The sequence below is a fragment of the Streptomyces sp. NPDC006385 genome (assembly GCF_040612485.1).
Lineage (GTDB): Bacteria > Actinomycetota > Actinomycetes > Streptomycetales > Streptomycetaceae > Streptomyces.
In genome coordinates, this window is the sequence record NZ_JBEXQG010000007.1 from 150,625 (window position 1) to 175,578 (window position 24,954).

Below are 24,954 nucleotides of genomic sequence, written 5' to 3' on the forward strand. Positions count from 1 at the left end.
GGAGCACTCTCATGTACGACTACGACCTGCTGGTCGTAGGGTCGGCCAACGCCGACCTGGTGATCGGCGTCGAGCGTCGGCCGGGTGCCGGCGAGACCGTGCTCGGCTCCGACCTGGCCGTCCACCCGGGCGGCAAGGGCGCGAACCAGGCGGTCGCGGCCGCCCGGCTCGGTGCCCGTACGGCCCTGCTGGCCAGGGTCGGCGACGACGCGCACGGCCGGCTGCTGCTCGACTCGCAGCGGGCGGCCGGCGTGGACACGGTGGGCGTCCTGGTCGGTGACGCGCCGACCGGCGTCGCGCTGATCACGGTGGACCCGTCCGGGGACAACAGCATCGTGGTCTCGCCGGGGGCCAACGGACGGCTCACCCCGGACGACGTACGGGCCGCCGCGAGCCTCTTCCAGGCGTCGCGGGTGGTGTCGGCACAGCTGGAGATCCCGCTGGAGACGGTCGTCGAGGTGGTGCGCAGCCTGGCGGCCGGCAGCCGCTTCGTGCTCAACCCGTCCCCGCCCCGCCCGCTGCCGGGCGAGGTGCTGGCGGCCTGCGACCCGCTCATCGTGAACGAGCACGAGGCGAAGGTGATCCTCGGCGACTCCGCGGTGGGCGAGACGCCGGAGGACTGGGCGCGGGTCCTGCTGGCCAAGGGCCCTCGGTCGGTGGTCGTGACCCTGGGGGCGCAGGGCGCGCTGGTGGCCTCCGCCCAGGGGGTGACGCGGGTGCCGTCCGTGAAGGTGGACGCGGTGGACACGACGGGCGCGGGCGACGCGTTCACGGCCGCGCTGGCCTTCCGGCTCGGGGCGGGTTCGTCCCTGGCCGACGCTGCGGCGTACGCGGCCCGGGTCGGGGCGGCGGCCGTCACGAAGAAGGGCGCCCAGGAGTCCTTCCCCACGGCGGCGGAGGTCGAGGCCCCGTGAAGAAGGCCGGAATCCTGAACCGTCATCTCTCCGGCGCCCTGGCCGAACTGGGCCACGGCGACGGGGTGCTGGTGTGTGACGCGGGCATGCCGATACCGGACGGCCCCCGGGTCGTGGACCTGGCCTTCCGGGCCGGGGTGCCGTCGTTCGCCGTGGTGCTGGACGGTCTGCTGGCCGAGCTGGCGGTCGAGGGGGCGACGGCGGCCGCGGAGGTGCGCGCGGCGAATCCGGCGGCGGCCGCGCTGCTGGAGAAGGAGTTTCCCGAGCTGGAGCTGGTCCCGCACGAGCGGCTCAAGGAGCTGTCGGCCGGGGCGCGGCTCGTCGTGCGGACCGGGGAGGCGCGACCGTACGCGAATGTGCTGCTGCGCTGCGGGGTGTTCTTCTGACGCGCGGGCCGCGCAGACGTTTCGAGGGGCCCGGTCCGTCGACCGGGCCCCTCGCGCTTCCCCTCCCGTCAGAACCCCCGCGATCCCCCCAGATCCCCCTCCAAGAGTCCTGACGCCAAGTACGACCCGCGAGGTCCGGGAAGGGTTGCACGGTCTCCGAGAGTTTTTTCCACTCCCCTTCGACTCTCCTTCGACTCTCCTTCGGCACGGCTTCGGCTCCCCTTCGGCACACTTTCGGCGCCGTTCGACGCGCTTCGACGTGCCAGCCAATCGGGGCAGACGTAGCGTTTCAGACATGTCAGAGGTAGCAGAGAACCCGCTCACGTCACTCCAGGACGACGTACTCGACGAACTCGGCGACGAGCGGATCGGGCACATCGCGGAGCTGCTCGGCACGGACGAGGCCGGGGCCCGGCAGATGGTCGGTACGACGGTGTCGGCGCTGTCCGACGAGGCGGAGGCCGTCGCCACTCCGCACGACGCCCCGCTCACCGGTGTCGCCACGCTGGGCGGCTTCGCCACGGGCGGTCTCATGGCCGGGCTGCTGGCCGAGGAGGCCGAGCCGGTCGCCGACGAGGTGGCGCGCAGGACGGGGCTGCCGGCGGGTGCGGTGGCCCGGGTGGTGGAGATGGTGGTCCCGGTGGTGCTCGCGGTGCTCACGAAGCGGGCGGCCGGGCGGCAGCGGACGGGGCAGACGGTGCTTCGCCGCACGAGAGAAGTGGCGTGACCCGTCCGGGAGAAGTGGCGTCCGCTGTACGAGAGGCCCATGATTGAGGAACAGAGCGAGAAGGTGAATGATCACGAGCGATCGCGAGCAGCGCGAGGAACGCTCCTCATCACGGCAGACGCCCGCCCAGCCGCGGGTGTCCGCCGCCGAGGCGATGCGGTTCGCGATCGATCAGCTCAGTGAGCTGCTGGGGAGGGCTCCCGAGTCGGTTTCCTCGCTGAAGCCGACGGATCAGGGCTGGAAAGCCGACGTCGAGGTCGTAGAGCTGGAACGCATTCCCGAGACGGCCAGTGTGATGGCCAGCTACCACGTGGTTCTGGACCCGGAGGGGAAGCTGCTGGCGTACGAGCGCGGGCGTCGCTACCCGCGCGCGCAGGTGGACAGGAGGGACGGCCGCTAGGTCGTCTCACCCTTTCGCCGGGAAGTCGGGCCGGAAGGGAAGACACCGTGACTGTGGTGCCACAGGGCAACGGTGGTGCAGGCGTGCCCGCGCCCGCGGGCGGCGGGTCGGGGAACCTGTACGACGTGCTGGAACTCGTCCTCGACCGGGGGCTCGTCATCGACGCGTTCGTACGGGTCTCCCTCGTCGGCATCGAGATCCTGAAGATCGACGCACGGGTGGTCGTCGCCAGCGTCGACACGTATCTGCGCTTCGCCGAGGCGTGCAACCGGCTGGATCTGGAGTCGGGCCGCAAGGCGCCCTCGCAGCTCACCGACATCGTCGAGGGCTCCGTCGAAGGGGGCGCCCGCGGCAAGAGCAAAGGGGCGCTGACCGGCGCGGTCGAGGCGGTCACCGACTCGCTCAAGGGGCGCGGCGGTGACGAGGACGACGAACGTGAGCGCACGCGCGAGAAGCGGCGCGAGCGCTCCGAGCGCGGCTCTCCACGCCGCTCCGCACGGGACCGGGAGGAGTGAGCGAGCCGATGTCCGTGTATGTGTACGCGATCACCAGGGCCACGCATCCGCTGGACCTGGGCGACGCCAAGGGCGTGGGCGATCCCCCCGGTGAGGTGCGCGTCGTGCGCGGCGACTCCCTGTGCGCCGTGGTCAGCGAGGCCCCCGACGACCTGTCGGTGGCCCGGCGGGACCTGTCGGCGCATCACGAGGTCCAGGAGCGGCTGTGGGCCGAGGGCCCCACCCTGCCGCTGAGCTTCGGGTTCGTCGCCGCGGACGAGGCCGCCGTGCGCGGCGTGCTGGAGGAGCGGGCGCAGCTGTTCGCGCAGCGCTTGGACGAGCTGGCCGGGCGGGCGGAGTTCAACGTCAAGGGCGTCCTCGACGAGGACGCGGTGCTGCGTTCCGTCCTTGCGGAGAACGAGCGGGCCCGCGAGCTGAACGAGCGGACCCGTGAGGGCGGCGGGACGTACGAGGACCGGCTGGCGCTCGGCCAGTTGGTGGCCCAGGAGGTACGGGCACGCCAGGACTCGCTCGCCGCGGAGGTGGTCGCCGCGCTGCGGCCGCTCGCGGTGGCGGAGAAGGTCGCGGAGCCGTCGAAGCAGTACTTCGTGAACGCGTCCTTCCTCGTGGAGAACGACCGTGCCGAGGAGTTCGGCCGGACCGGCCAGGAGCTGGCCGACCGCTACGGCGAGGGCGTGGAGGTGCGGCTGCGGGGTCCGTTGCCGCCGTACAGCTTCGTCTGAACGGCGCGGCGGGCGGCCGTGCCCCGAAGACGTGAACACGAGGAGGTGCCGTGGGACTGGTCACCGGGATTCTGGGGCTGCCCTTCGCTCCCGTGCGGGGTATCGGCTGGGTGCTCGACAAGGTCGTCCGGACCGCCGAGGACGAGTACTACGACCCCGCTCCCGTGCAGGAGGCGCTCGTGCAGTTGGAACGGGCGTGGACCGAGGGCCGGATCGACGACGAGGAGTTCGCACGGCAGGAGGAGGCACTGCTGCACCGGTTGGAGGAGATCAGGGCCTACCAGCTACGGCGGGGCGGACAGGGCGGGCTGTGACGGCAGGTCGGGCGGAACCGGCGGGGCGGGCGGGGCGGCGGGCCGGCTGTTGACGCGTGGGCGCGGAAGAACGTGAGGGAAGACAGGTCATGAACAACGCCAAGATCGGCACCGCTCTCCTGGGCGGTTATGTGCTGGGGCGGACCAAGAAGGCGAAGCTCGCCATCGGCCTCGGCGCGTTGCTCGCCGGCTCGCGCATCAAGCCCGGGCAGGTCGGCAAGGCACTGCAGGAGTCCCCCTTCGTGCACACCCTCACCGACCAGGTGCGTTCGGAGCTGACGGACGCCGGTAAGGCGGCGGCGACCTCGGTCCTGACGGCGAAGGCCGACAGCCTGGCCGACGCCCTGCACGAACGCACCGCCGGGCTGCGGGAGCGGGCGCGGGGGCAGGACGAGGGGGGCACGGGTCGTGACGAGGCGGAGCCCGAGGACGAGGAAGAGGCAGAGTCCGAGGATTCGGCAGAGTCCGAGGAAGAGGCGGAACCGGACGAGGAGGCGGAACCGGACGAGGAGGCGGACGAGGAGCCGCGCGGAGAAACCGACGAGGAGCGGCCCCGCAAGCGCAAGGCCCCCACCTCGCGCAGCCGCTCGCGCGGCAGCGGCGCCGCACGGTCGAGGAGGCAGGACGATGGCTGAGCGCGAGGCGGCCGGACGCGGCGCGGGCGGCGCCGGTACGGCGACGAAGGCCGGCGAGCGGCTGCCGGGCGCGGGTCGGCTGAAGGAGGAGCTGGAGAGGTATGTCGAGGCCCGGGTCCAGCTGATGCTGGAGGACGTGGGCCACCGGATGGGCGAGGGGGCGCGTCGGCTGGGCGAGGCCCACCTCGGCCCGCGCGGGCTGGCCACCGCGGTGGCCAAGGGCGGCAGGAAGCTCGGCGGGCACCTGCCCTCGGGGGCGGCTGCGCTGACCTCCACCGCCTCGCACGCCAGGGACCGGGTGCTGGGCGCCAAGGACACGATGCTGGACAAGGCCAGGGACGCCACCGCGAAACGGCCGGGACGCCATGACGAGGGCGAGGACGAAAGCCCTGACGAGAGCGGCGCCAAGAGCTTCGACATGAACCCGGACAGCCTGGGCAAGGGCGTGACCGTCATCGAGGACATCGACGTGGGCGTCCCCGTGCGCGAGGCGTACGACCAGTGGACGCAGTTCCAGGACTTCGACCGGTTCGCCAAGGGCGTCGTCGGCGTCGAGCAGGAGGACGACACCACGACCAAGTGGCACGTGAAGATCGCCAAGTCGAAGAGGCGCTGGCGTGGCTTCATCACCGAGCAGGTGCCCGACGAGCGGATCGCCTGGACGTCCGAGGGGGACCACGCCACCACCAGGGGCGTCGTCACCTTCCACCCGCTCTCGGACAATCTCACCAAGGTGCTGCTGGTCCTGCGGTACTACCCGAAGGGACCGGTCGAGCGGATCGGCGGACTGTTCCGGGCCCAGGGGCGGCGCGCCCGGCTCGATCTGAAGCTCTACCGCACCTTCGTGATGATGCGCGGGGAGGCCACCGGGGGCTGGCGCGGGGAGATCCACGAGGGCGAGGTGGTCCGCGAGCCCGAGGAGGTCGAGGCGGAGGAGTCCGAGGAGAGCCGGGCCGAACAGGAGGACGAGGGGCCGGAGGAGCGGGACACCGAGGAGGACGAGGATCTCGAAGACCGCTACGACGACGAGGACGAAGAGGACGAAGAGGACGACTGGGAGGAGGACGAGGAGGAGGAAGAGGACCAGGACGAGGAAGACCAAGAGGGCGAGGACGGGACCGACGAGGTGGACGAAGACCGAGAGCCTGACGACCGCTACGACAACACCGACGAGGAACCCCGCCCGACGCGTCGGCGCCGCGGGTGACCGTCGGTGCTCCGGGAAACGAGGTCGAGAGTGCCGTGACCGAGCCCGTCCCCACCGGTTCCACGCCGTCACAGGGGCTGTACCCGTACGGCGGCGGGGGATCCGGTGCGAACCTCGCAGACATCCTTGAACGCGTGCTCGACAAGGGCATCGTCATCGTCGGCGACATCAAGATCAACCTGCTCGACATCGAGCTGCTGACCATCAAGCTCCGTCTCCTGGTGGCCTCGGTCGACAAGGCCAAGGAGATCGGCATCGACTGGTGGGAGCACGATCCCGCGCTCTCCTCCCGCGCCGACCGCGGACGCACCCTGGAGGAGCAGAACGAGAGACTGCGGGCCGAGGTGAGGGAGTTGCGCCAGAAGGTCGAGAAGGTGGAGCGGGCCGAGCAGGCGCAGTCCGCGGGCGAGTTGCCCGCACGCGGCTCGGGTGGCCGGCGCCGGTCGCGGGAGAGCGAGCCCGAGCCCGGCGCGGAGCCGCGACGCGCCCGGCGCAAGAGGGACGACACCGAGGGCCGGGGCCGAGAGCCGTGAACGGACAGCGGTTGAGCTACGCGTACGCCGTCGTCCGTGCGTCCGGTACGGCGGCGCGGTCGGCACAGGCGGCGCTGGCCGACGTCCGCGGTGTGGCGGGCGCACCGGTCACCCTGGTCCGCTCGGGCCCGGTGGCCGCCGCGGTCAGCGCCGTCCCCGGGGAGGAGTTCTCGGAGCCGGCTCTGAAGACCCGCCTGGAGGACCTCGCCTGGCTGGAGTCGACGGCCCGCGCCCACCACCACGTCATCGAGACGCTCGCCGCCCGCACCACAGTCCTTCCCCTGCGGCTGGCCACCGTGTACCTCGACGAGAGCCGGGTCGAGCGGATGCTGGGCGAACGGCAGGAGGTCTTCAGCGCGCTGCTGGACCGGTTCGACGACCATGTGGAGTGGGGCGTGAAGGTCTACGCCGAGCTCCCGTCCGCTTCCGCACCCGCGCCCATGCCCTCCCCCGCGGGCCACGGCGCCTCCGGCACCGAACCCGACGCCGGACGCGCGTATCTGCGCCGCCGCCGACAGCACCACCAAGCCCGCGAGGACACCCGGCGGGCCGCGGCGGAGGCCGTGCGGCGCACGGAGGAACGGGCCCGCGGACTGGCGGTGGAGCGCGCCCGGCACCGCCCCCAGCAAGGGACCCTGGCCCGCGTCCCCGGCGAGAACCTCGCCAACGACGCCTACCTCGTACCGCGCCGCCTGTCCGAGGAGTTCCGCGACCGGATGCTGCACGCGGCCGACGACCTGCCCGGCGTACGGGTGGAGGTCACCGGCCCCTGGGCGCCGTACTCCTTCACCGCACCCCCGGAAAGGGCGCGACCACGGTGACCGCGTACGACGCGTACGGCTCGCACGGCTCGCACGACGACGACCGCCCCCTCGGCGGACCCCAGGTCGCGCTGATCGACCTGCTCGACCGGTTGCTCAGCGGCGGCGTCGTCCTCACCGGCGATGTCGTCCTGTCGGTCGCGGACATCGACCTGGTGCGGATCTCGCTGCGCGCGGTGGTGGTCGCCGTCCGCGAGCAGATGGAGGAGCAGTGGGCACCCGTCCTGCCGGACCCGACGCCCACGGGACACGGGGATCGCGGTGACCGGCCCGGCTGACCACCCACCCCCCGACCGGCTGCGTGAGGTCGCGCGGGCCGCCCACCGCGCGTTCTCGCTGCTGCCCGCCCGCCCCGACGACATGGCCCCGCCGGCCACCGGGCGGACCGCCGCCCGCCGGCTGCGCACCGACCCCGACACCGTGGAGCGGGACCTGGTCAAACTGGTCCTCACCATCGTCGAGTTGCTGCGCCAGCTGATGGAGCGGCAGGCCCTGCACCGCGTCGACCAGGGCGATCTGACCGAGCAGCAGGAGGAACGGCTGGGCCTGACCCTGATGCTCCTCCACGACCGGATGACCGAGCTGTGCGACCGCTACGGCCTCACCCTGGACGACCTCAACCTCGATCTGGGCCCGTTGGGTCCCCTGCTTCCGCCCTGACAGCGGGGCCGTCGGGCCGCCTCGAAGCCACCCCCAGGCCGGACCGGCGTCCGGTGAGACGACCGGAAACCGCCTCTGGTCGTCCGAACTCCCCCACGTCACCCTTGGTTTCATGACTCCAGGGCGATCGCCGACTCGCGGATGCCACCCGCCGGGTCATGTCCGGCAACCCGGAATCCCCCGCTCAGCCCCGAGGCCCCCCGGACGACCCCCGAACCATCAGCTCCCCCCGGATCGTCGCGATCCCCCCGGGCGGCGGCTCCTCCCGCCCCATCGCTATCCGACCGGCCCGAGCACCCGCCTCCGACAGCGGCAGCCTCACCGTCGTGAGCGAAGGCACCGCGTCGATGCTGAACGGAAGGTCGTCGAAGCCCGCCACCGACACGTCGTGCGGAATCCGCAGCCCGGAGTCCCGCAGCGCCGCGCACGCCCCCAGCGCGACGGAGTCGTTCGCGGCGACCACGGCCGTCAGCGACGGATCGCGGCGCAGCAGTTCCAGTGTCGCCTCGTAACCGGACTGCCGGTCGTAGCGGCCGTAGACCGTCCAGCGCTCGTCCTCCTCGATGCCGTGCGCCTGAAGCGCGGCCCGGTGGCCCTCCAGCCGGTGCCGGGTCGTCGTCCGCTCCTCCGGGCCGGCGATGTAGCCCAGCCGCCGGTGGCCCAGGCCGATCAGGTGCTCGGTCAGCTCGCGCCCGCCGCCGCGGTTGTCGAAGGTCAGCGCGATCGCGCCGGTGTCGGGCGCCGGCGGCCGGCCGCACAGCACCACCCGCGTCCCGGCGTCCGCCAGCTTCCGCAGCTTCGACGCGACCGCCGCCGCGTGCGGGGCGTCCTCCATGGCGCCGCCGGTCAGCACGACCGCCGCCGCCCGCTGGCGCTGGAGCAGGGTCAGGTACGTCAGCTCACGCTCGGGAGAGCCCCCGGTGTTGCAGACCACGGCCAGCCGTTCGCCGCCCGCGCGGCCGCCCGGGCCGCCGATCTCCGACTGGATCGCGCTCGCCATGATCCCGAAGAAGGGGTCGGCGATGTCGTTGACCAGGATGCCGACCAGGTCGGACGTGGCCGCGGCCAGCGCGCTCGCGGGACCGTTCAGTACGTAGTCCAGCTCGTCCACCGCGCGCAGCACCCGCTCGCGGGTGGAGGCGGCTACGGGGTAGTTCCCGTTCAGCACGCGCGACACCGTCGCGGGGGAGACCTGGGCGCGGGCCGCCACGTCCGCCAGGGTCACCGTCATCTCGTCGTCCTCCGGTCGCGCATCTCGTCGTACCACCTCGTACGTGCTCGTAGACAGGCCGCCGCGGCCCGCGGTTCCAGGTATGCCGAGCTGACCTTACGGCCAGAACCCCCCGTTGTTCGTCCCCTCGAACAACTCAGGCTTGTCACGGTCTTGTCCGGACCGCTGCTCAGAGGCTAGCTTCTTCTCTTATAGAAAGCGCTTGCTGTGACGCTCACCAGTCGGAGGACGGGGCGGTACGCGGCGCAGACCCCGCGTACGAAGGGAATGACGTGACACGCAAGACGGTGCGTATCGCCATGAACGGTGTCACCGGGCGCATGGGCTATCGCCAGCACCTGGTCCGCTCCATCCTGGCCCTCCGCGAGCAGGGCGGCCTCGACCTCGGCGACGGCACCGTGCTGTGGCCGGAGCCGATCCTGGTCGGCCGCCGCGAGCACGCGCTCAAGGCGCTCGCCGAGCAGCACGGCCTGGACCCGGAGAACATCTCGACCGACGTGGACGCGGTCCTCGCCGACCCGAGCGTCGACATCTACTTCGACGCCCAGGTCACCTCCGCCCGCGAGGAGGCGATCAAGAAGGCGATCGGCGCGGGCAAGCACATCTACACCGAGAAGCCGACGGCCACGGGCCTGGAGGGCGCCCTGGAGCTCGCCCGCCTGGCGAACGCGGCCGGCATCAAGCACGGTGTCGTCCAGGACAAGCTGTTCCTCCCCGGCCTGCTCAAGCTGAAGCGGCTCATCGACGGCGGCTTCTTCGGCCGCATCCTGTCCGTGCGCGGCGAGTTCGGCTACTGGGTCTTCGAGGGCGACTGGCAGGCCGCCCAGCGCCCGTCCTGGAACTACCGTGCCGAGGACGGCGGTGGCATCGTTGTCGACATGTTCCCGCACTGGGAGTACGTGCTGCACGAGCTGTTCGGCCGCGTGAAGTCCGTCCAGGCCATCGCCACCACCCACATCCCGCAGCGCTGGGACGAGAACGGCAAGCCCTACGACGCCACCGCCGACGACGCCGCGTACGGCATCTTCGAGCTGGACGGCGGCGCGATCGCGCAGATCAACTCCTCCTGGGCGGTGCGCGTCAACCGGGACGAGCTGGTCGAGTTCCAGGTCGACGGCACCGAGGGCTCGGCGGTCGCGGGTCTGCGCGACTGCCGCGTCCAGCACCGCTCCCTCACCCCCAAGCCGGTCTGGAACCCGGACATCCCGGCCACCTACTCCTTCCGCGACCAGTGGCAGGAGGTCCCGGACAACGACGAGTTCGACAACGGCTTCAAGGCCCAGTGGGAGCTGTTCCTCCGGCATGTCTACGCCGACGCCCCCTACCACTGGGACCTCCTCGCCGGCGCCCGCGGCGTCCAGCTCGCCGAGCTGGGCCTGAAGTCCTCGGCCGAGGGCCGCCGCATCGACGTACCGGAGATCCAGCCGTGACCATCCGACTGCCCGACGCCCAGGGCGGCCTGCGGGCGTACGAGCCGCGCACCGAGCCGCTCGCCCTCACCCCGGGCGCCCCCTTCACCTCCCGTACGGTCTTCTCGGCGGCCCATGTGGTCGCCGATCCGTACGCCGACGTGTCGCCCGACTCGCCCGCCGCCGTCGACTGGGACGCCACCCTCGCCTTCCGCCGTCACCTGTGGTCGCACGGGCTCGGCGTCGCGGAGGCCATGGACACCGCCCAGCGCGGGATGGGCCTGGACTGGGCGGGCGCGGCCGAGCTGATCCGCCGGTCCGCCGCCGAGGCGAAGGCGGTCGGTGGCCGCATCGCCTGCGGGGTCGGCACCGACCAGATCGCCGCCGGTTCGCTCGCCGAGGTCCGGGCGGCCTACGAGGAGCAGCTCGCCGTCGTCGAGGAGAGCGGGGCGCAGGCGATCCTGATGGCCTCGCGGGCGCTGGCCGCGGCCGCCTCCGGCCCCGAGGACTACCTGGAGGTCTACGGCCACCTGCTCCGCCAGGCCGCCGAGCCCGTGATCCTGCACTGGCTTGGACCGATGTTCGACCCGGCGCTGGAGGGCTACTGGGGCTCGTCCGACCTGGACGCGGCCACGGACACCTTCCTGGAGGTCATCGCCGCCCACCCCGACAAGGTGGACGGCATCAAGGTGTCGCTGCTGGACGCCCAGCGCGAGATCGACCTGAGGCGGAGGCTGCCGCAGGGCGTGCGCTGCTACACGGGTGACGACTTCAACTACCCCGAGCTGATCGCGGGCGACGAGAAGGGCTTCAGCCACGCCCTGCTCGGCATCTTCGACCCGCTGGGGCCGCTGGCGGCCGAGGCGGTGCGGGTGCTGGACACGGGGAACGTGCCCGGCTTCCGCGAACTCCTCGATCCGACAGTCGAGTTGTCCCGCCACCTCTTCCAGACCCCGACCCGCTTCTACAAGACGGGCGTGGTCTTCCTGGCCTGGCTGGCCGGCCACCAGGCGCACTTCACCATGGTCGGCGGCCTCCAGTCGGCCCGCTCCCTGCCGCACTTCGCCCGCGCCTACGAACTCGCCGACGGGCTCGGCCTGTTCCCGGACCCCAAGCTCGCGGAGGAGCGGATGCGCACCCTGCTCGCCCTGTACGGAGTGGCCCAGTGAGCACCGGACTCGAACGCTTCTCCATCAACCAGATGACGGTCAAGCAGCTGTCGATGCCGGAACTGGCCGACGCCTGCGGGCAGTTGGGCATCACGAACGTCGGCCTGTGGCGCGAGCCCGTCCAGTCCCACGGCCTGGAGGCGACCGCCAAGCTGGTCCGCGACGCCGGCCTGACCGTCACCACCCTGTGCCGCGGCGGCTTCTTCACGGCGATCGACCCGAAGGAGCGGGCCGAGGCGCTGGCCGACAACCGCCGGGCGGTCGACGAGGCGGCGACGCTGGGCACGGACGTCCTGGTGCTGGTGTCCGGCGGTCTGCCCGCCGGCTCCAGGGACCTGCACGGCGCCCGGGAGCGGATCGCCGACGCGCTGGGCGAGCTGGGCCCGTACGCCGAGGAGCGCGGGGTGAAGCTGGCCATCGAGCCGCTGCACCCGATGTACGCCTCCGACCGCTGCGTGGTGTCGACGCTGGCCCAGGCCCTGGACCTCGCGGAACGCTTCCCGGCCCGGCAGGTCGGCGTCACGGTGGACACGTACCACATCTGGTGGGACGACACCGCGCCCGAGCAGATCGCACGGGCGGGCGCCTCCGGCCGTATCCACACCTTCCAGCTCGCCGACTGGACGACGCCGCTGCCCGAGGGCGTGCTCACCGGGCGCGGTCAGATCGGGGACGGGGCGATCGACATGCGGGAGTGGAAGGGGTACGTGGAGGCCGCCGGGTACGCCGGCGCCATCGAGGTCGAGCTGTTCAACGACGGGCTGTGGGCCCGGGACGGCCGCGAGGTGCTGGCGGAGACCGCGGAGCGGTTCGTGGAGCACGTGATCCGGTGACGGCGGGAGCCGCCGGGGTGGGGGATCCCCGGCGGCCGTACGCCTTCTTGAGGCGTTTCTACTACGGCAGGTCCGGCACCACGATCCGCTCGACGGCGGCCCTGACCAACTGCTCACGCTCCGCCTCCGTGAACACGTCCGGCAGGGTGAGCTGCTCGACGATCAGCCAGTTCAGGGTCAGCATGAGCAGCTTGACGGCCACGGCGTCGCCGGGGAGGCCGGAGCCCTCGTGGTAGGCGACGTTGGCGTCGACGTCGGCCCGGACCCGCTCGGTGAGCACCTTGCGCAGCTCGGGGCGACGAGTGGCCTCCAGACGGAGTTCGAGCAGCGCGAGGTAGCCGGTACGGAAGGCGGCGACGCGGCCGACCACTTCCCGCATCAGCTCCGCGTAGGCCTCCCGGTCGCGGCCGGCCGTCCGCCGGCGGGCGAGCGTGGCCTCGTCGGGCTGGAGCCGCTCATAGACGCGGGCGCCCGCCTGGGTGAGCAGGTCGTCGCGGTTGGCGAAGTAGTTGGACGCGGTCCCGGCCGGTACGGCGGCCTCGCCGTCCACCGCCCGGAAGGTCAGCCCGCGTGCGCCCTCCCTGGCCAGCACCTCGATCGCGGCGTCGACGAGCGCGGCACGCCGCTGGTCGTTCCGTCTCACCATGCACATCGCTCCAGACGTAGCCCTAGGTACCACTACAGGGAGAGTACTACGCATGGAGTTATCGGCTGCGGAAAGCTCGTGCGCTCGGACATCCGGCTCTGCGGCGGCGGCAGGCGCCTCACCCGTCGCCCCGTCCGGCCGTGGCCGACAGCGGCGGCGCTGCCGCATCCCTCATTCCGCGCGCAGGGCTCCCCCACCGATGAGTTTCCGGCCGCGGCCCGGTCTCTCATGCGTCCTCACCCGAGCGAGACAGCAGGAGCGCCTCCCATGCGCATCGTCATCACCGAGTTCATCAGCCTCGACGGCGTCGTCCAGGCTCCCGGCGGCCCCCAGGAGGACACCGACGGCGGCTTCGCGCACGGCGGCTGGTCGCACGCGTACTTCGACCCGGAGGTGCTCGGCGGGGCGTTCGACGCGGGGATGGCGCGGGCCGAGGCGCTGCTGTTCGGGCGGCGTACCTGGCAGGCGATGGCCGGGGCGTGGCCGGAGCGGGCCGGGGATCCCTTTGCCGACCGGATGAACTCGATCAAGAAGTACGTCGTCTCCGGCACGCTCACCGAAGCCGACCTGACCTGGAACAACACCACACTCATCCCGGGCGCGGAGGCCGTCGCGCGCGTACGGGAGCTGCGCGCGGCCGAGGGCGGCGACCTGGCGATGATGGGCAGCCCCACCCTCGTGCGGACCCTCATCCAGGAGGGACTGGTCGACGAGTTGCAGCTCATCGTCATGCCGGTGCTGCTCGGCGGCGGCAAGTCGATCTTCCCGGCCGACGGCGGGAAGCGTGCGCTCGAGTTGGTGTCCACGACCACCGCCAAGACCGGAGCGCAGGTATGCGTGTACCGGCCGGCCGCCGAGGGCTAGCGGCGGGGGCGCGGGCGTCCTAGGCTCGACCTCACGGTATCTCTGACTGAGTCAACCATCTGAGGTCGACGATCATGACCGTCCAGGACGTCCGCGCCTTCAACCGCTTCTACACGAACGTCATCGGCGCCCTCGACTACAGCCGCCACCTCTACGCCCCGTACACCCTCACCGAGTCCCGCGTCCTGTACGAGCTCGCGCACTCCCCGCGCACCGACGCGGCCGACCTGCGCGCCGAGCTCTCCCTGGACGCGGGGTATCTGAGCCGCATCCTGAACAAGTTCGAGCAGGCCGGGCTCATCGAGCGCACGGCCTCCGACCGTGACCCCCGTCGGCGGCGCGTCACGCTCACCGCGCGCGGCAGGGAGACCGGCAAGCTGCTGGAGGAGCGGTCGAACGAAGCGGTCGGGGCACTGCTGGCGACCGTGTCGGCCGCCGAGCGCCCCCGCCTCACCCAGGCGATGGCGACCGTCCGCACGATCCTCTCCGAGGGCCGCCCTCCCCGCCGCGAGGACGTCCTGCTGCGCGAACCCGGCCCCGGCGACCTCGGCTGGGTCGTGCAGCGCAACGCCGCGCTGTACGCCGCCGAGTACGGCTGGAACGCCGACTACGAGGGGCTGGTGGCGAGGATCGTCGCCGACTTCGCCGAGGATCACGATCCGCATCTGGAGCGGGTGTGGATCGCCGAGCTGGACGGCCGGCCGGTCGGCTGCGTGATGTGCGTACGGGACGAGGGCCCCGCCACCGCCCGGCTGCGCCTGCTGCTCGTCGAGCCCGACGCCCGTGGCCTCGGCATCGGCGACCGCCTGGTCAGCTCGGTCGTCGACTTCGCGCGCGGCGTCGGCTACCGCGACCTGGTGCTGTGGACCAACGACGTCCTGGCCGCAGCCCGCCGTCTCTACCGGCGCCACGGCTTCGTCCTGGTCGCCGAGAAGCCCCACCGCTCCTTCGGCAAGGACCTGGTCGGCCAGGACTGGCGCCTGGGTCTGCGCGGCACCTCGGGGTGACACCGCCGACGCCGGGTCGCCGTCCCCATGTGTGTCCCCCCGTTTCCCTGGCAAGGTGGGAGTCATGAAACTGGCGTTCTCCACCCTCGGCGTCCCCGGCCTCCCCCTCCCCGACGTGCTGCGGCTCGCGACCACGCACGGCTATCACGGCGTGGAGTTGCGCACGCACCCGGAGGAGCCGGTGCACCTCGGCCTCGACGCCGCCGGGCGAGCCGACGTGGTCGGCGAGTTCAAGGCGGCCGGCATCGAGCTGCTGGGCCTGGCCGGGTACGCCCGGGTCGCCGCGCCCGGCGACGACGAGCCCGTGATCGAGGAGATCCGCGCCCTCCTCGACCTCGCCCACGACCTCGGCGCCGGCTTCGTGCGGGTGTTCCCCGGCGCCGACCCCGAGCAGAGCCGGGAGGCGGCGGACGCGATCGCCGCGCGGCGCCTGGGCACGGCCGCGCAGTACGCCGCCGACCTGGGCGTAAGGATCCTGCTGGAGACCCACGACTCGCACCGCACCGCCGCCGACGCGATCCGCGTCCTCGGCCTGGTCGGCCACCGCCACGTCGGCGCCCTGTGGGACGTCATGCACACCTGGCTGGGCGGCGAGCAGCCCTCGGAGAGCTATGCGGCCCTGGCCCCGTACCTCGGCTACGTCCAGGTCAAGGACATCGCCTCCGCCGACGACACCACCCCGCTCCCCCTCGGCACCGGTGTCCTCCCCCTCGCCGAGTGCGTGGAGGTCCTCTCCCGGCACGGCTGGGACGGGTGGCTGTGCTGGGAGTACGAGAAGCGCTGGTACGAGAGCGCCGCTCCGCTTCCGGAGCTGCTGAGGGCGGGGCGGGACCACCTGTCGCGGCTGCTGAACGAGTCGGCTTAGGCGGCGGCTTCTGGGGGGCGCCGGCCGAGGTGGACGCGCCCGCCGGAGAACGCGTCGGTCGAGTTGCTGGACGTCCCGCCCGGTGCCGGACGCCTTCGACTGGCTGTTGGCCAGAACGTCAGCAGCTGAGCCCTGTGTCCGCGCGAAGCCGTGCGATGGCCCGTTCGGGATCCGGTTCGGGGACGCCGTCCCACTCGTGCGGTGGCACAGCGGACAGCAGCCGGACGGCCTCGTGCAGTTCCGCGCGTTCCCGCCGGCACCGCTCGCATGTGCTGACGTGCGAGGCCAGTACCGGGCTGTCCGGTCCGTTCCGTCCGGCCAGTGTTTCGGCCACAAGGTCAAACTTCAGCTGTTCGCACTCCATGGACCACTCCTGCGTCGCTGCCGACCCCCGGTGTGCCTCATGCAACGACGGCCCGGCCCCGGCGGTTCACCGGTGGCGGGGATTTCGCGAACGCTCTCGGGTCAGGCGCCGTGCCGCTCGTCGGCGTCCGCCGGCCGCTGCCGTATCTCCGGGAGCGGATGCACCTCCGGGCGCCCCTCGGCGAGCTCCAGCGCCCGCGTCCAAGCCGGCCTGGCCGCCGCCCGGTCTCCCGCCCGCTCCATGAGGTCGAGCGCGGTCATCGCCCCGCACGGCAGGGCCGTGCGACCACCGAGCCCGCAGCTGTCCTTCATGGGGTCGGGGGTGAACCGCTCGTGCCGCCCCGTCGTAGAGGGTCGTGGGGAGGCTCGCGGTCCGTACGGCGCCGGAGAAGGCCACCGCCGGAGAAGACCACCCGGGCAGCGCGCCGTGTGAACCGGCCGCGCCCGCCTCCGTCCACGGCAACCACGCGATCGACCGACTCCTTCGGGGGGACATCATGAAGACCGACACGCCTCACCGGCCCGCCGGCGCACGCCCCATGGCGGCGGGGAACCCGCTGCGCGGAGGTGAGGGGGCGTGACGACCGGGCCGGACCAGGAACTGACGAACGGGAGCATCCAGGAACTGCTGCGCACGGTGCCGCCGATCGACAGGTTCTGCACCGTCGACGAGCTCCACGCGTTCATCGAGCGGCTCGCCGCGGACCGGCCTGACGTGTGCGGCCTGAGGCGTATCGGAACCTCCCGCCTCGGCGAGCCCCTGCGCATGCTGTCCGTCGGACACGGACGCAGGAACGCGCTGATCGTCGGGGGACCGCACCCCAACGAACCGGTCGGGCTGCTGACCGTCCGGCACCTCGCCCGGCTCGTCGCGGACACCCCCGCCCTGCGCGACGGAGCGGACCTCACCTGGCACTTCATCCCCTGCCTCGACCCGGACGGCACGCGCCTGAACGAAGGCTGGTTCGACGGGCCGTACACGCTGCGCCACTACCACACGGAGTTCTACCGGCCCGCCCTCGCCGACCAGCCCGAGTGGACCTTCCCCGTCACGGACGACGCGGCCTGGTTCGACCGCATGCTGCCCGAGACGCAGGCGCTGGCCCGCGTCATCGACGAACTGAGGCCGCACTTCCAGTACTCCCTGCACAACGCCGACTTCGGCGGCGTCTTCTTCATCCTGAGCCGACCCGTTCCCGGGGCCGCGGAGGATCTCGCGGCATTCGCGGCCGCGCACGACGTGCTGCTCTCCCGAGGCCCGGTCGACACCCTGGGCTGGACGGAGGCCGGTCCCGGCGTCTACCTGATGCCCACCGCCGAAGATCTCACCGCCGCCGCCGCGCGCCGCGGCAAGCCGCCGGCCTCCGGGCTGTCCAGCTCGCACTACGCCCAGCGGCACAGCACGACCACTCTCGTCACCGAAGTGCCGCTGTGGCGGGACGCACGCGCCGACGACCTCACTCCGGCCGGCCGCCCCCACGGCGCCGTGCTGCGCGAGGCAGCCCGGCAGCTCGAGGCCGACCGGCAGGAGCTGCAAGGGCTGCTCGAACGGGCCGAGCCGCACCTGAAGGTGCCCACGCCGATGCGCGCGGCTCTGGCCGGCCACCTCCAGCAGAGCGCCGACCTGGCCCTCGCCTACGACGCGATGGCCGGTGCCGGCCAGGAACGGGACGCCACCGTGGCCGACACGTTCGCCGCCCGGTGCATCGTGCACATGCTGCGGTTGCGCGGCGCCGGGCTGCTGAGCCGCCGGCTCGCCCTGGAGTGCGCCGCCGGGAACCAGCCGCCGGCCGTGCGCAGCGCCCTCGCACGGACCCGTCGCCTCTTCGAGGACTGGTGTGCCGACGCCGAGGGCGAACTCGCGGCCGAAGCTCATCCCCTCCGCGACCTCGTGGCCGTGCAGACGGGCGCCGCCCTCGCCGTACTGCGTCACCTGAAGTCCTGAGCAGATGCCGACATGATGAAGACGGGCTGCCGGCCGCGCGCTTCGTCTGCGAGGGGCCGGTCGGGGGGACTGGCGGACGCCGTTCCCTTCTCGTCCTGACGACCGCTGAGCTCCCTGCCGCGCGGTAGGTGCCCGGGTACGCCGATGGGCCGGCCGGACTTCTCCAGTCCGGCCGGCCCATCGACGTTTCCCCTGACGTGCGCGGGGTCGGCTACCGCTCCTCCTCCCGCTTGACCCACTCGGTGTGGCCGGGGTAGTAGCCGTAAAGCGGACGGCCCGTCATGGAGGTGGTGCGGAAGGGCTTTTCGCCGTCCTTGATCTCTAGCGTTCCCTGGCGGCCGCCGCTGCTCCACTGCAACTCCAGGTACCACTTCACGTCGCGGGTACCGGTGTGGGCGGTGATGTAGAAGACCTCGGGGTCGGACTGGCTGACCTTGTAGGGGAAGCCGCGCTGGCCCCCCTTCGGCACCACGGTGGGCCGTGCCGCGTCGAGGTCCAGACCGAACTCCCGTGGTTCCACCCCGCCGCCGCAGCCCACGCCCATCTCGTACGCGGTCCAGGGCAAGGGCGCACCCGAGCCGACCACGCGGACCTGCAGCGACTCGATGACGACGGCCCTGTCCCCGGTGCCCTGGACGGTCACCGACACACGATGCCTGCCGGCGGAGACGGCACCGATGTCGCCCGCCCATTTCGGCGCGTCCTGCATCGTCGCCGGTGGCAGGGGGACCTGGGCGGGGGGCCGGTCGACCAGGTAGAACGTCCCGCAGTAGTCCTCCCAGTCGTGGGCGCGGGCGCTCACCGTCAGCGGCATGGGCCCGTCGTCCGTGGCGGCATCCGGTGCGCTGTCCTGGGTCGCGGCCATACCGCCGCTCACCGACGCCGACGGCTGCGCACCCGGCGTCTTCGCTACCGACTGGCGGCTCGGCCGCGCGGACGGGGAGTCGGACCGGGACTCGGACCGGGACGCCGACCCGTGCGGGTCCGGGGAGTCGGTGTACAGGCTCTCGGCGCGCGGTGGGCCGCCTGTTTTCACTCCGTAGTCGATGTTCTTGATGACCGCCGTCGTCAAGGCGACAACGGCGACGGTGCTCGCGGCGATCAGGAACGGCCGCCTGCGGAAGGCGGAGCGGCGCGGCGCGGGACGCTGAGCGGGCAGCTCCGCCTCCTGCGGCGACGCGGGTCCGGTCCCGGGCAGGTTCCCGGGCCCGGATACGGGCGCGGGCGCGGACCCGGACCCGGATACGGATACGGACGCGGACGCGGACCCGGCAGCCAGGTCCGACCCGGCAGCCCCAGATCCCCCCACCGCAACCGACCCGGAATCGGCCGCGAGCCCCGCCACGGATCCGGGAGCTCCCTGCGGCTCGGAGCCGGCGTCGGGCACGCGGTCCTGTCCCGCGGCCCCCGGCGCCCCCGCCGCCCTAGCCGCCGCGGCTCGCCGTGAGCGTTCCCGTGCCGCGTCCGCCACGACCCACCGACGGTGCAGCTCGACCACTTCCTCCGGCGTCGCCTTGCACACCCGCGCGAAACGCGAGACGGACGCGTATTCGGCCGGTACACCCTCCCCCTTGCAGTAGCGGTGCAGTGTCGACGTGCTCATGTGCGCCCGCTTGGCCAGAGCTTCGTAGCTGAGCCCCGAACGCTCCTTCAACGCGCGTAGAAGCGCCGCGAAATCAGCTGTCTCCTCAGCCGCCCCCACCAGTCCTCCATCTCGTTCGACATCCCAAGAAAGGGACGTTCCCCCTGTTCAGAGCCGGTGCCGACGTCCCGGCGTTCCAAAGGTCAGCTTGGAATGGCGGATGGGACGAGGCGTGGCACAGGCTTTTTCCATCGAAGCACGCCACCTCCGCCAACGCGGTGACGGCGCTCTCAACTTCCTTTTTCGGGCGCGTATCTGACCTGAAAGCAATCGGTCCGGGACACCGGGCAGGACCGAACGCCACCCATCAACCGGAAGATCCCTCTTCCGTCCATCCTTCGGAACTCACAGAAAGCAGTTCATTCCATGCGTATCGCACACCGCTTCACCACCCGCATGACCGCCTCCTCCATGGTCGTCGCCGCAGCTCTCGCCCTCGTCGGTGTCCAGGCCGCGGGCCACACCGCCTCGGCCGCCACTCCCAAGAAGGCGGCCTCGGTCGTCGACTGCACCGCGGCGAACACCGAGCTGACCGTCCAGCAGGTCTCCCGACCCATCAACCACCTGCTGCTCACGGCCACCAACACCGGCACCAAGCTCTGCAACCTCTACGCCGCGCCCTACCTGGGCGCCGGCGAAGGCGCCCAGGCCGCCGTTCCGTGGCTGGAGTCCAGCCGGCCTCAGGCCGTGGTGACCCTGGCTCCCGGAGAGTCCGGGTACGCCGGCATCATGACCTCCTCCCCCGAGGGCTACGAGGGCTACACCGCCAAGACCCTGGGCGTGAGCTTCTCGAACAGGAACCTCGACGGCTCGATCGGCAAGTCCGTGACGCTGAAGCTGCCCAACGGCGGCGTGTACTTCGACAGCTCCAACCACGTCACCTACTGGCAGAGCGACGTCTACGACGCGCTGCTCGGCTGAGCCGTCCCGGCGTCCCATGGCACCGCCGGTGGCGCGGCGGTGCCGTGGGACGCGGAGCACGGGAGGCGCGCACCGCGCGCACGTGCCCTTACGCCCGTTGTATCCGTTCTTTTCTTTCCACTTTCGGGGGATTCGCGTGAACAAGTGTGAGGCGCCGTAATGCTTGTCGCAGACGTCCGGCCGACCGGGACACCGGCCATGGCGGGCGGGGCCCTGGCGGCCCCCGAGCGGAGCGGCGCGGACGCCGAGACGTTCGTCCGGGCGGTGTACGCACAGTACGGCAAGGTGTTGCTGCGGCACGCGGCCCGGAGGCTGCGGGGTGACTGGCACAAGGCCGAGGACCTCCTGCAGGAGGCGGTGGTCCGGGCCTGGCGGCACGCCGGGGCGCTGGGCGCCGCGCCGGAGGAGCTGCGGCCGTGGCTGTTCACGGTCGTGCGGAACCTGCTGATCGACGAACACCGCGCGCGGACGCTGCGCCCGACGACTCCGCAGGCACTGGAGGACACGGACATCCCCGTGGCCGACGAGGTGAACCGGCTGCTGACCGGGCACGTGGTGACGGAGGCTCTGGGAGACCTCACCGAGCGGCAGCGCGAGATCCTCCGGCACATGTACTTCGACGGCGGCAGCGTGGCCCAGGTCTCCGAGCTGCTCGGCATCCCGAAGGGGACGGTGAAGTCCCGTACGTACTACGCGATGCGTGCCCTGCACAGAGCCCTGGCCGCCCGCGGCGTCCAGGGCTGACACCCGCTCGCGAAGTGACCGACATGGTGAACCGGTGGGCCGTACGAACTACGGGTTCTTCCCCGACACCTATGCCCCGAACAGCCCTGAAGTCGTCGCGGCCGCCTTGGCAGCGCGGCGAGTTGCGCAAGCGGCTGCTGCACCGGCTGGGACCGGACTCGCCATCGACCTCCCGCCGCCCTCCCCCTGAAGCGCTTGGTCGGTTAATCGGTTGCACGCCACCGAGACGGGGTGTCAGATCCCGGCTATGACGATGGTGCTGAGTACGCCGACGGCCGACGAGGTGCGCGAGGCTGTCGCGGCGCTGTGGGAGTGGCAGCACGACGAAGCGCCGATGCAGTTGCATCCCGGGGACATCGGCTGGAACTACCGGTTCGGAACGGCCGAGACGGCCGCGGCGGTCCGGACCTGGAGCCGGAACGGACGGATCCTCGCTGTCGGGATGCTGGATTCGCCGACGCTGGTGCGGATGACGGCCGCTCCCGACGCTTTCCAGGACGAGGACTTGGCGCGGCGGCTCGTCGAGGACTTCTCGCTGCCTGAGCGCGGCGTGCTGCCGGAAGGAGCGGTGTCCGTCGAGGCGCCGCAGGGCCTCCTGCTCCACGACCTGTTGACCAAGGAGGGCTGGGGTGTCGACGAGCCGTGGACGCCCCTCTTCCGCGACCTCGCCGAACCGGTGGAGGACCCCGGCGTGCGGATCGAGGCGATCGGCCTGGAGCAGGCACAGGACTTCGCCGACGTCCTGCGGTCCGCGTTCGACACCACGAAACCCACGCGCGAGTACCGGCACGAGATGTCCGCGGGACCCTTCTACGCCGACGCCCGATGCCTGGGTGCTTACGACGACCAGGGCAACCCGGCGGCGGTGGTGACGGTCTGGTCGGCCGGCCCGGGGAAGCCGGGACTGGTCGAGCCGATGGGCGTCCACGCGGACCACCGCGGCCGCGGCTACGGCCGGGCGATCACCCTCGCCGGGGCAGCCGCACTGCGGGAGACGGGCTCGTCGAGCGTGCGCGTGTGCACGCCGAGCTCCAACGTCGGCGGCGTCGCGACGTACAAGGCGGCCGGGTTCGCGGCGAGGCCGGAGATCGCCGACCGGATCCGGAAGGTCTGACGTCGGGGTCCGCGGACCTTCCCACCGCCCCGCCCGTCACAACCGCGCGCGCGGCGCCCCGAACTCCTCAGAGCCCCGCTGCCGTGGCGTCCATGGGATGGACCGGCACCGGACCCCCGCTCGTCGCCCACGCGTCACTTCGCCCTCCCGTGCACCGACTTCGCGGATTCCGGCCATCCCGGGGAACCCAGCCCCACCCCTGCTCGTCCAATCCGCGAGCTGCCGGAGAGTCACCGTGGTGCGGTGTCGGCCTCGCTGCTGGCTGCGATAGCTGACCACCCTCTCCGCCGTACCACGGCCGGCAGCACGCCGTCATCGGCGCGCCCCCCTCCAACTGCGCCGATGGCGGCCCCTCTTCGGTTGCGGCCCGTTCCCTTGACTGGCAGAAACTTCCCGGTTATTGCTGACTTCTCGGAAGTTTCCTTCAGCGCACCACCTCCGGAAGGAGCGCACGTGCCCGACACCAGCACGGGAAGCACGGGGAACACCGCACCACCTTCGAGACGTACGGTCCTCGCGGCCACCGCCGGCCTCACCACCGCACTGGCCGTCGGCGGCACCGCCCACGCCGGCGTCCCCACCCCGGACGACAGGAAGCTGCGCGCCCTCACCGCCCGGATGACGCTGCCGGAGAAGGTCGGCCAGCTGTTCGTCATGCGGGTCTACGGCCACTCCGCGACCGCCCCCGACCAGGTCGACATCGACGCCAACCTCAAGGAGATCGGCGTCCGCACGGCCGCCGAACTGGTCGCCCGGTACCGCGTGGGCGGCATCATCTACTTCACCTGGGCGCACAACACCCGCGACCCCCACCAGATCGCCGACCTGTCGAACGGCATCCAGAAGGCGTCCCTCGCCCAGCCCCGCGGCCTGCCCGTCCTGATCTCCACCGACCAGGAGCACGGCATCGTCTGCCGCGTCGGCAAGCCCGCCACCCTCTTCCCGGGCGCCATGGCCATCGGCGCCGGCGGCTCACGCACCGACGCCCGCACCCTCGGCCGTATCGCCGGGCAGGAACTCAAAGCGCTCGGCATCCGGCAGAACTACTCCCCCGTCGCCGACGTGAACGTCAACCCGGCCAACCCGGTCATCGGCGTCCGCTCCTTCGGCGCCGAACCCGACGCGGTGGCGGGCATGGTCGCCGCCGAGGTGGCCGGATACCAGCGCGCGCTGCAGGTCGCGGCCACCGCCAAGCACTTCCCCGGGCACGGGGACACGGCCGTCGACAGCCACTACGGCTTCCCGGTCATCACCCACACCCGTGAGCAGTGGGAGACCCTGGACGCGCCGCCCTTCCGGGCCGCCGTCCGCGCCGGCATCGACTCGATCATGACCGCGCACATCATGGTCCCGGCCCTCGACGACTCCGGCGACCCGGCCACCCTCTCCCACCCGATCCTCACCGGCATCCTGCGCGAGGAACTGGGCTACGACGGCGTGGTGGTCACCGACTCCCTCGGGATGGAGGGCGTCCGGACGAAGTACGGCGACGACCGCGTCCCCGTCCTCGCGCTCAAGGCGGGCGTGGACCAGCTCCTCAACCCGCCCTCCCTCGACATCGCGTGGAACGCCGTCCTGAAGGCCGTCCGGGACGGCGAGTTGACCGAGGCGCGGCTCGACGAGTCGATCCTGCGGATCCTGCGGCTGAAGGCGAAGCTGCGGCTGTTCGACGAGCCGTACGTCAGCCAGGGCGGGGTCGACCGGAACGTCGGCACCGCCTCCCACCTCAGGACCGCCGACCGCGTCGCCGACCGCACGACGACCCTGCTCGTCAACGACGGTCCGCTGCTGCCGCTCTCCCGCCGCACCCACCCCAAGGTCCTGGTCGTCGGCGCCGACCCGGCCTCCCCGTCCGGCACGACGGGCCCGCCGACCGGCGTCCTCGCCGCCGCCCTGACCGAGCTGGGGTTCACGGCCACCGCCCTGTCGACGGGGACGGCGCCCTCGGCCACCACGATCGCCAGGGCCGTCGCGGCGGCGCGGGAGGCGGACGCGGTGGTGGTCGGGACGTACAACGTCACGGCGGGCAGCGCGCAGAAGGCGCTGGTCGAGCAACTCCTCGCGACCGGCAGGCCGGTGGTCGCGGTCGCGATCCGCAACCCGTACGACGTGGCCCAACTGCCCGCCGTCCCCGCCTTTTTGGCGTCCTACTCCTGGACCGACGTCGAACTGCGGGCGGCCGCGCGGGTGATCGCCGGCCGGGTGGCACCGCGCGGCAGGCTGCCGGTTCCGGTGCAGCGGGCGGACGATCCGACGCGGGTGCTGTATCCGGTCGGCCACGGGTTGTCGTACGGGCGCGGCAGCTAACACGCGGTATCACCGTGGGCGTACCGCCCGTACGCCATATACCGACCGCACTCACCCCCA

General features: G+C 72.1%; 29 protein-coding genes and 1 pseudogene. 24 read left to right on the forward strand and 6 right to left on the reverse strand.

Annotation, left to right across the window (positions count from 1 at the left end; all coding sequences use genetic code 11):
• Nucleotides 1–11: 11 nt before the first annotated feature.
• The 13 genes from rbsK (at nucleotide 12) to ABZ078_RS07945 (ending at nucleotide 7,834) form a co-directional block, all read left to right on the forward strand.
• Nucleotides 12–914 carry a ribokinase gene (gene rbsK / locus ABZ078_RS07885; protein ID WP_356572721.1) on the forward strand — a complete coding sequence of 301 codons (903 nt, stop codon included), beginning with the start codon at nucleotides 12–14 and terminating at the stop codon, nucleotides 912–914.
• Nucleotides 911–1,300: a D-ribose pyranase gene (gene rbsD, locus ABZ078_RS07890; RefSeq protein WP_356572723.1), complete on the forward strand. Its 390-nt coding sequence runs from the start codon at nucleotides 911–913 to the stop codon at nucleotides 1,298–1,300. Before rbsK ends, rbsD begins: the two co-directional genes overlap by 4 nt.
• Nucleotides 1,301–1,595: 295 nt before the next feature.
• The gene (locus tag ABZ078_RS07895; protein ID WP_356572725.1) at nucleotides 1,596–2,027 is read left to right on the forward strand and encodes a DUF937 domain-containing protein; all 432 of its coding nucleotides are present in this window, start codon (nucleotides 1,596–1,598) and stop codon (nucleotides 2,025–2,027) included.
• A gap of 67 nt (nucleotides 2,028–2,094) precedes the next feature.
• Entirely contained in the window at nucleotides 2,095–2,427 is a 333-nt protein-coding gene (locus tag ABZ078_RS07900; protein WP_356572727.1) for a gas vesicle protein, read from the forward strand.
• Nucleotides 2,428–2,474: 47 nt separating this feature from the next.
• Complete coding sequence (locus ABZ078_RS07905) at nucleotides 2,475–2,942, forward strand: gas vesicle structural protein GvpA (RefSeq protein WP_356572729.1); 468 nt, start codon at nucleotides 2,475–2,477, stop codon at nucleotides 2,940–2,942.
• Nucleotides 2,943–2,950: 8 nt separating this feature from the next.
• Nucleotides 2,951–3,664: a GvpL/GvpF family gas vesicle protein gene (locus ABZ078_RS07910; RefSeq protein WP_356572731.1), complete on the forward strand. Its 714-nt coding sequence runs from the start codon at nucleotides 2,951–2,953 to the stop codon at nucleotides 3,662–3,664.
• A gap of 50 nt (nucleotides 3,665–3,714) precedes the next feature.
• Nucleotides 3,715–3,978: a gas vesicle protein GvpG gene (locus ABZ078_RS07915; protein ID WP_356572733.1), complete on the forward strand. Its 264-nt coding sequence runs from the start codon at nucleotides 3,715–3,717 to the stop codon at nucleotides 3,976–3,978.
• 89 nt (nucleotides 3,979–4,067) lie between these two features.
• On the forward strand, nucleotides 4,068–4,613 hold the full coding sequence (locus ABZ078_RS07920; RefSeq protein WP_356572734.1) for an ABC transporter substrate-binding protein: 546 nt from the start codon (nucleotides 4,068–4,070) through the stop codon (nucleotides 4,611–4,613).
• Complete coding sequence (locus ABZ078_RS07925; protein WP_356572736.1) at nucleotides 4,606–5,820, forward strand: SRPBCC family protein; 1,215 nt, start codon at nucleotides 4,606–4,608, stop codon at nucleotides 5,818–5,820. Before ABZ078_RS07920 ends, ABZ078_RS07925 begins: the two co-directional genes overlap by 8 nt.
• Nucleotides 5,821–5,855: 35 nt before the next feature.
• Nucleotides 5,856–6,353 (forward strand): gas vesicle protein, encoded by a 498-nt coding sequence (locus tag ABZ078_RS07930; protein ID WP_356572738.1) that lies wholly within the window; start codon nucleotides 5,856–5,858, stop codon nucleotides 6,351–6,353.
• Nucleotides 6,354–6,364: 11 nt separating this feature from the next.
• On the forward strand, nucleotides 6,365–7,174 hold the full coding sequence (locus tag ABZ078_RS07935) for a GvpL/GvpF family gas vesicle protein (protein WP_356572740.1): 810 nt from the start codon (nucleotides 6,365–6,367) through the stop codon (nucleotides 7,172–7,174).
• A gap of 71 nt (nucleotides 7,175–7,245) precedes the next feature.
• Nucleotides 7,246–7,452 carry a gas vesicle protein gene (locus ABZ078_RS07940; RefSeq protein ID WP_356572850.1) on the forward strand — a complete coding sequence of 69 codons (207 nt, stop codon included), beginning with the start codon at nucleotides 7,246–7,248 and terminating at the stop codon, nucleotides 7,450–7,452.
• Complete coding sequence (locus ABZ078_RS07945) at nucleotides 7,436–7,834, forward strand: gas vesicle protein K (RefSeq protein ID WP_356572742.1); 399 nt, start codon at nucleotides 7,436–7,438, stop codon at nucleotides 7,832–7,834. The genes ABZ078_RS07940 and ABZ078_RS07945 overlap by 17 nt, the downstream gene beginning before the upstream one ends.
• Nucleotides 7,835–8,018: 184 nt before the next feature.
• Here ABZ078_RS07945 and ABZ078_RS07950 read toward each other — a convergent pair whose 3' ends face one another.
• Nucleotides 8,019–9,065 carry a LacI family DNA-binding transcriptional regulator gene (locus ABZ078_RS07950; RefSeq protein ID WP_356572744.1) on the reverse strand — a complete coding sequence of 349 codons (1,047 nt, stop codon included), beginning with the start codon at nucleotides 9,063–9,065 and terminating at the stop codon, nucleotides 8,019–8,021.
• Between the two features lie 272 nt (nucleotides 9,066–9,337).
• Here ABZ078_RS07950 and ABZ078_RS07955 point away from each other — a divergent pair, with 272 nt between their 5' ends.
• The 3 genes from ABZ078_RS07955 to ABZ078_RS07965 are packed head-to-tail and all read left to right on the forward strand — an operon-like array spanning nucleotide 9,338 to nucleotide 12,476.
• Complete coding sequence (locus tag ABZ078_RS07955) at nucleotides 9,338–10,495, forward strand: Gfo/Idh/MocA family oxidoreductase (RefSeq protein WP_356572746.1); 1,158 nt, start codon at nucleotides 9,338–9,340, stop codon at nucleotides 10,493–10,495.
• Complete coding sequence (locus tag ABZ078_RS07960; protein ID WP_356572748.1) at nucleotides 10,492–11,643, forward strand: dihydrodipicolinate synthase family protein; 1,152 nt, start codon at nucleotides 10,492–10,494, stop codon at nucleotides 11,641–11,643. The genes ABZ078_RS07955 and ABZ078_RS07960 overlap by 4 nt, the downstream gene beginning before the upstream one ends.
• 32 nt (nucleotides 11,644–11,675) lie before the next feature.
• Nucleotides 11,676–12,476 (forward strand): sugar phosphate isomerase/epimerase family protein, encoded by an 801-nt coding sequence (locus ABZ078_RS07965; protein ID WP_356572851.1) that lies wholly within the window; start codon nucleotides 11,676–11,678, stop codon nucleotides 12,474–12,476.
• Nucleotides 12,477–12,537: 61 nt separating this feature from the next.
• On the opposite strand, the gene ABZ078_RS07970 is transcribed toward ABZ078_RS07965, so the two are convergent.
• On the reverse strand, nucleotides 12,538–13,122 hold the full coding sequence (locus tag ABZ078_RS07970) for a TetR family transcriptional regulator (protein ID WP_356572750.1): 585 nt from the start codon (nucleotides 13,120–13,122) through the stop codon (nucleotides 12,538–12,540).
• 267 nt (nucleotides 13,123–13,389) lie between these two features.
• On the opposite strand from ABZ078_RS07970, the gene ABZ078_RS07975 reads away from it, so the two are divergent.
• The 3 genes from ABZ078_RS07975 to ABZ078_RS07985 all read left to right on the forward strand — a co-directional run bounded on the left by ABZ078_RS07975 (nucleotide 13,390) and on the right by ABZ078_RS07985 (nucleotide 15,858).
• Entirely contained in the window at nucleotides 13,390–13,986 is a 597-nt protein-coding gene (locus ABZ078_RS07975) for a dihydrofolate reductase family protein (RefSeq protein ID WP_356572752.1), read from the forward strand.
• A gap of 74 nt (nucleotides 13,987–14,060) precedes the next feature.
• The gene (locus ABZ078_RS07980) at nucleotides 14,061–14,993 is read left to right on the forward strand and encodes a bifunctional helix-turn-helix transcriptional regulator/GNAT family N-acetyltransferase (protein ID WP_356572754.1); all 933 of its coding nucleotides are present in this window, start codon (nucleotides 14,061–14,063) and stop codon (nucleotides 14,991–14,993) included.
• Between the two features lie 64 nt (nucleotides 14,994–15,057).
• Nucleotides 15,058–15,858: a sugar phosphate isomerase/epimerase family protein gene (locus ABZ078_RS07985; protein ID WP_356572756.1), complete on the forward strand. Its 801-nt coding sequence runs from the start codon at nucleotides 15,058–15,060 to the stop codon at nucleotides 15,856–15,858.
• A gap of 118 nt (nucleotides 15,859–15,976) precedes the next feature.
• On the opposite strand, the gene ABZ078_RS07990 is transcribed toward ABZ078_RS07985, so the two are convergent.
• Together ABZ078_RS07990 and ABZ078_RS07995 are read right to left on the reverse strand one after the other, a co-directional pair.
• On the reverse strand, nucleotides 15,977–16,222 hold the full coding sequence (locus ABZ078_RS07990) for a hypothetical protein (RefSeq protein WP_356572758.1): 246 nt from the start codon (nucleotides 16,220–16,222) through the stop codon (nucleotides 15,977–15,979).
• A gap of 101 nt (nucleotides 16,223–16,323) precedes the next feature.
• Nucleotides 16,324–16,533, reverse strand: a complete 210-nt coding sequence (locus ABZ078_RS07995) for a hypothetical protein (RefSeq protein ID WP_356572760.1) — start codon at nucleotides 16,531–16,533, stop codon at nucleotides 16,324–16,326.
• A gap of 265 nt (nucleotides 16,534–16,798) precedes the next feature.
• On the opposite strand from ABZ078_RS07995, the gene ABZ078_RS08000 reads away from it, so the two are divergent.
• Nucleotides 16,799–18,166: a M14 family zinc carboxypeptidase gene (locus ABZ078_RS08000; RefSeq protein ID WP_356572762.1), complete on the forward strand. Its 1,368-nt coding sequence runs from the start codon at nucleotides 16,799–16,801 to the stop codon at nucleotides 18,164–18,166.
• 211 nt (nucleotides 18,167–18,377) lie between these two features.
• Here the strand turns inward: ABZ078_RS08000 and ABZ078_RS08005 are convergent, their stop codons facing one another.
• Both ABZ078_RS08005 and ABZ078_RS08010 read right to left on the reverse strand, forming a co-directional pair.
• Complete coding sequence (locus tag ABZ078_RS08005; RefSeq protein WP_356572859.1) at nucleotides 18,378–19,238, reverse strand: hypothetical protein; 861 nt, start codon at nucleotides 19,236–19,238, stop codon at nucleotides 18,378–18,380.
• A gap of 426 nt (nucleotides 19,239–19,664) precedes the next feature.
• A pseudogene (locus ABZ078_RS08010) lies at nucleotides 19,665–19,868 on the reverse strand (helix-turn-helix transcriptional regulator); the annotation flags it as partial.
• A gap of 306 nt (nucleotides 19,869–20,174) precedes the next feature.
• On the opposite strand from ABZ078_RS08010, the gene ABZ078_RS08015 reads away from it, so the two are divergent.
• The 4 genes from ABZ078_RS08015 to ABZ078_RS08030 all read left to right on the forward strand — a co-directional run bounded on the left by ABZ078_RS08015 (nucleotide 20,175) and on the right by ABZ078_RS08030 (nucleotide 24,894).
• A complete protein-coding gene (locus ABZ078_RS08015; protein WP_356572764.1) occupies nucleotides 20,175–20,729 on the forward strand; it encodes a DUF4232 domain-containing protein in 555 nt (184 codons plus the stop codon).
• 159 nt (nucleotides 20,730–20,888) lie between these two features.
• A complete protein-coding gene (locus tag ABZ078_RS08020) occupies nucleotides 20,889–21,473 on the forward strand; it encodes a sigma-70 family RNA polymerase sigma factor (protein WP_356572766.1) in 585 nt (194 codons plus the stop codon).
• A gap of 247 nt (nucleotides 21,474–21,720) precedes the next feature.
• Entirely contained in the window at nucleotides 21,721–22,587 is an 867-nt protein-coding gene (locus tag ABZ078_RS08025; RefSeq protein WP_356572768.1) for a GNAT family N-acetyltransferase, read from the forward strand.
• 453 nt (nucleotides 22,588–23,040) lie between these two features.
• The gene (locus tag ABZ078_RS08030) at nucleotides 23,041–24,894 is read left to right on the forward strand and encodes a glycoside hydrolase family 3 protein (protein WP_356572770.1); all 1,854 of its coding nucleotides are present in this window, start codon (nucleotides 23,041–23,043) and stop codon (nucleotides 24,892–24,894) included.
• The last annotated feature ends 60 nt before the right edge of the window (nucleotides 24,895–24,954 follow it).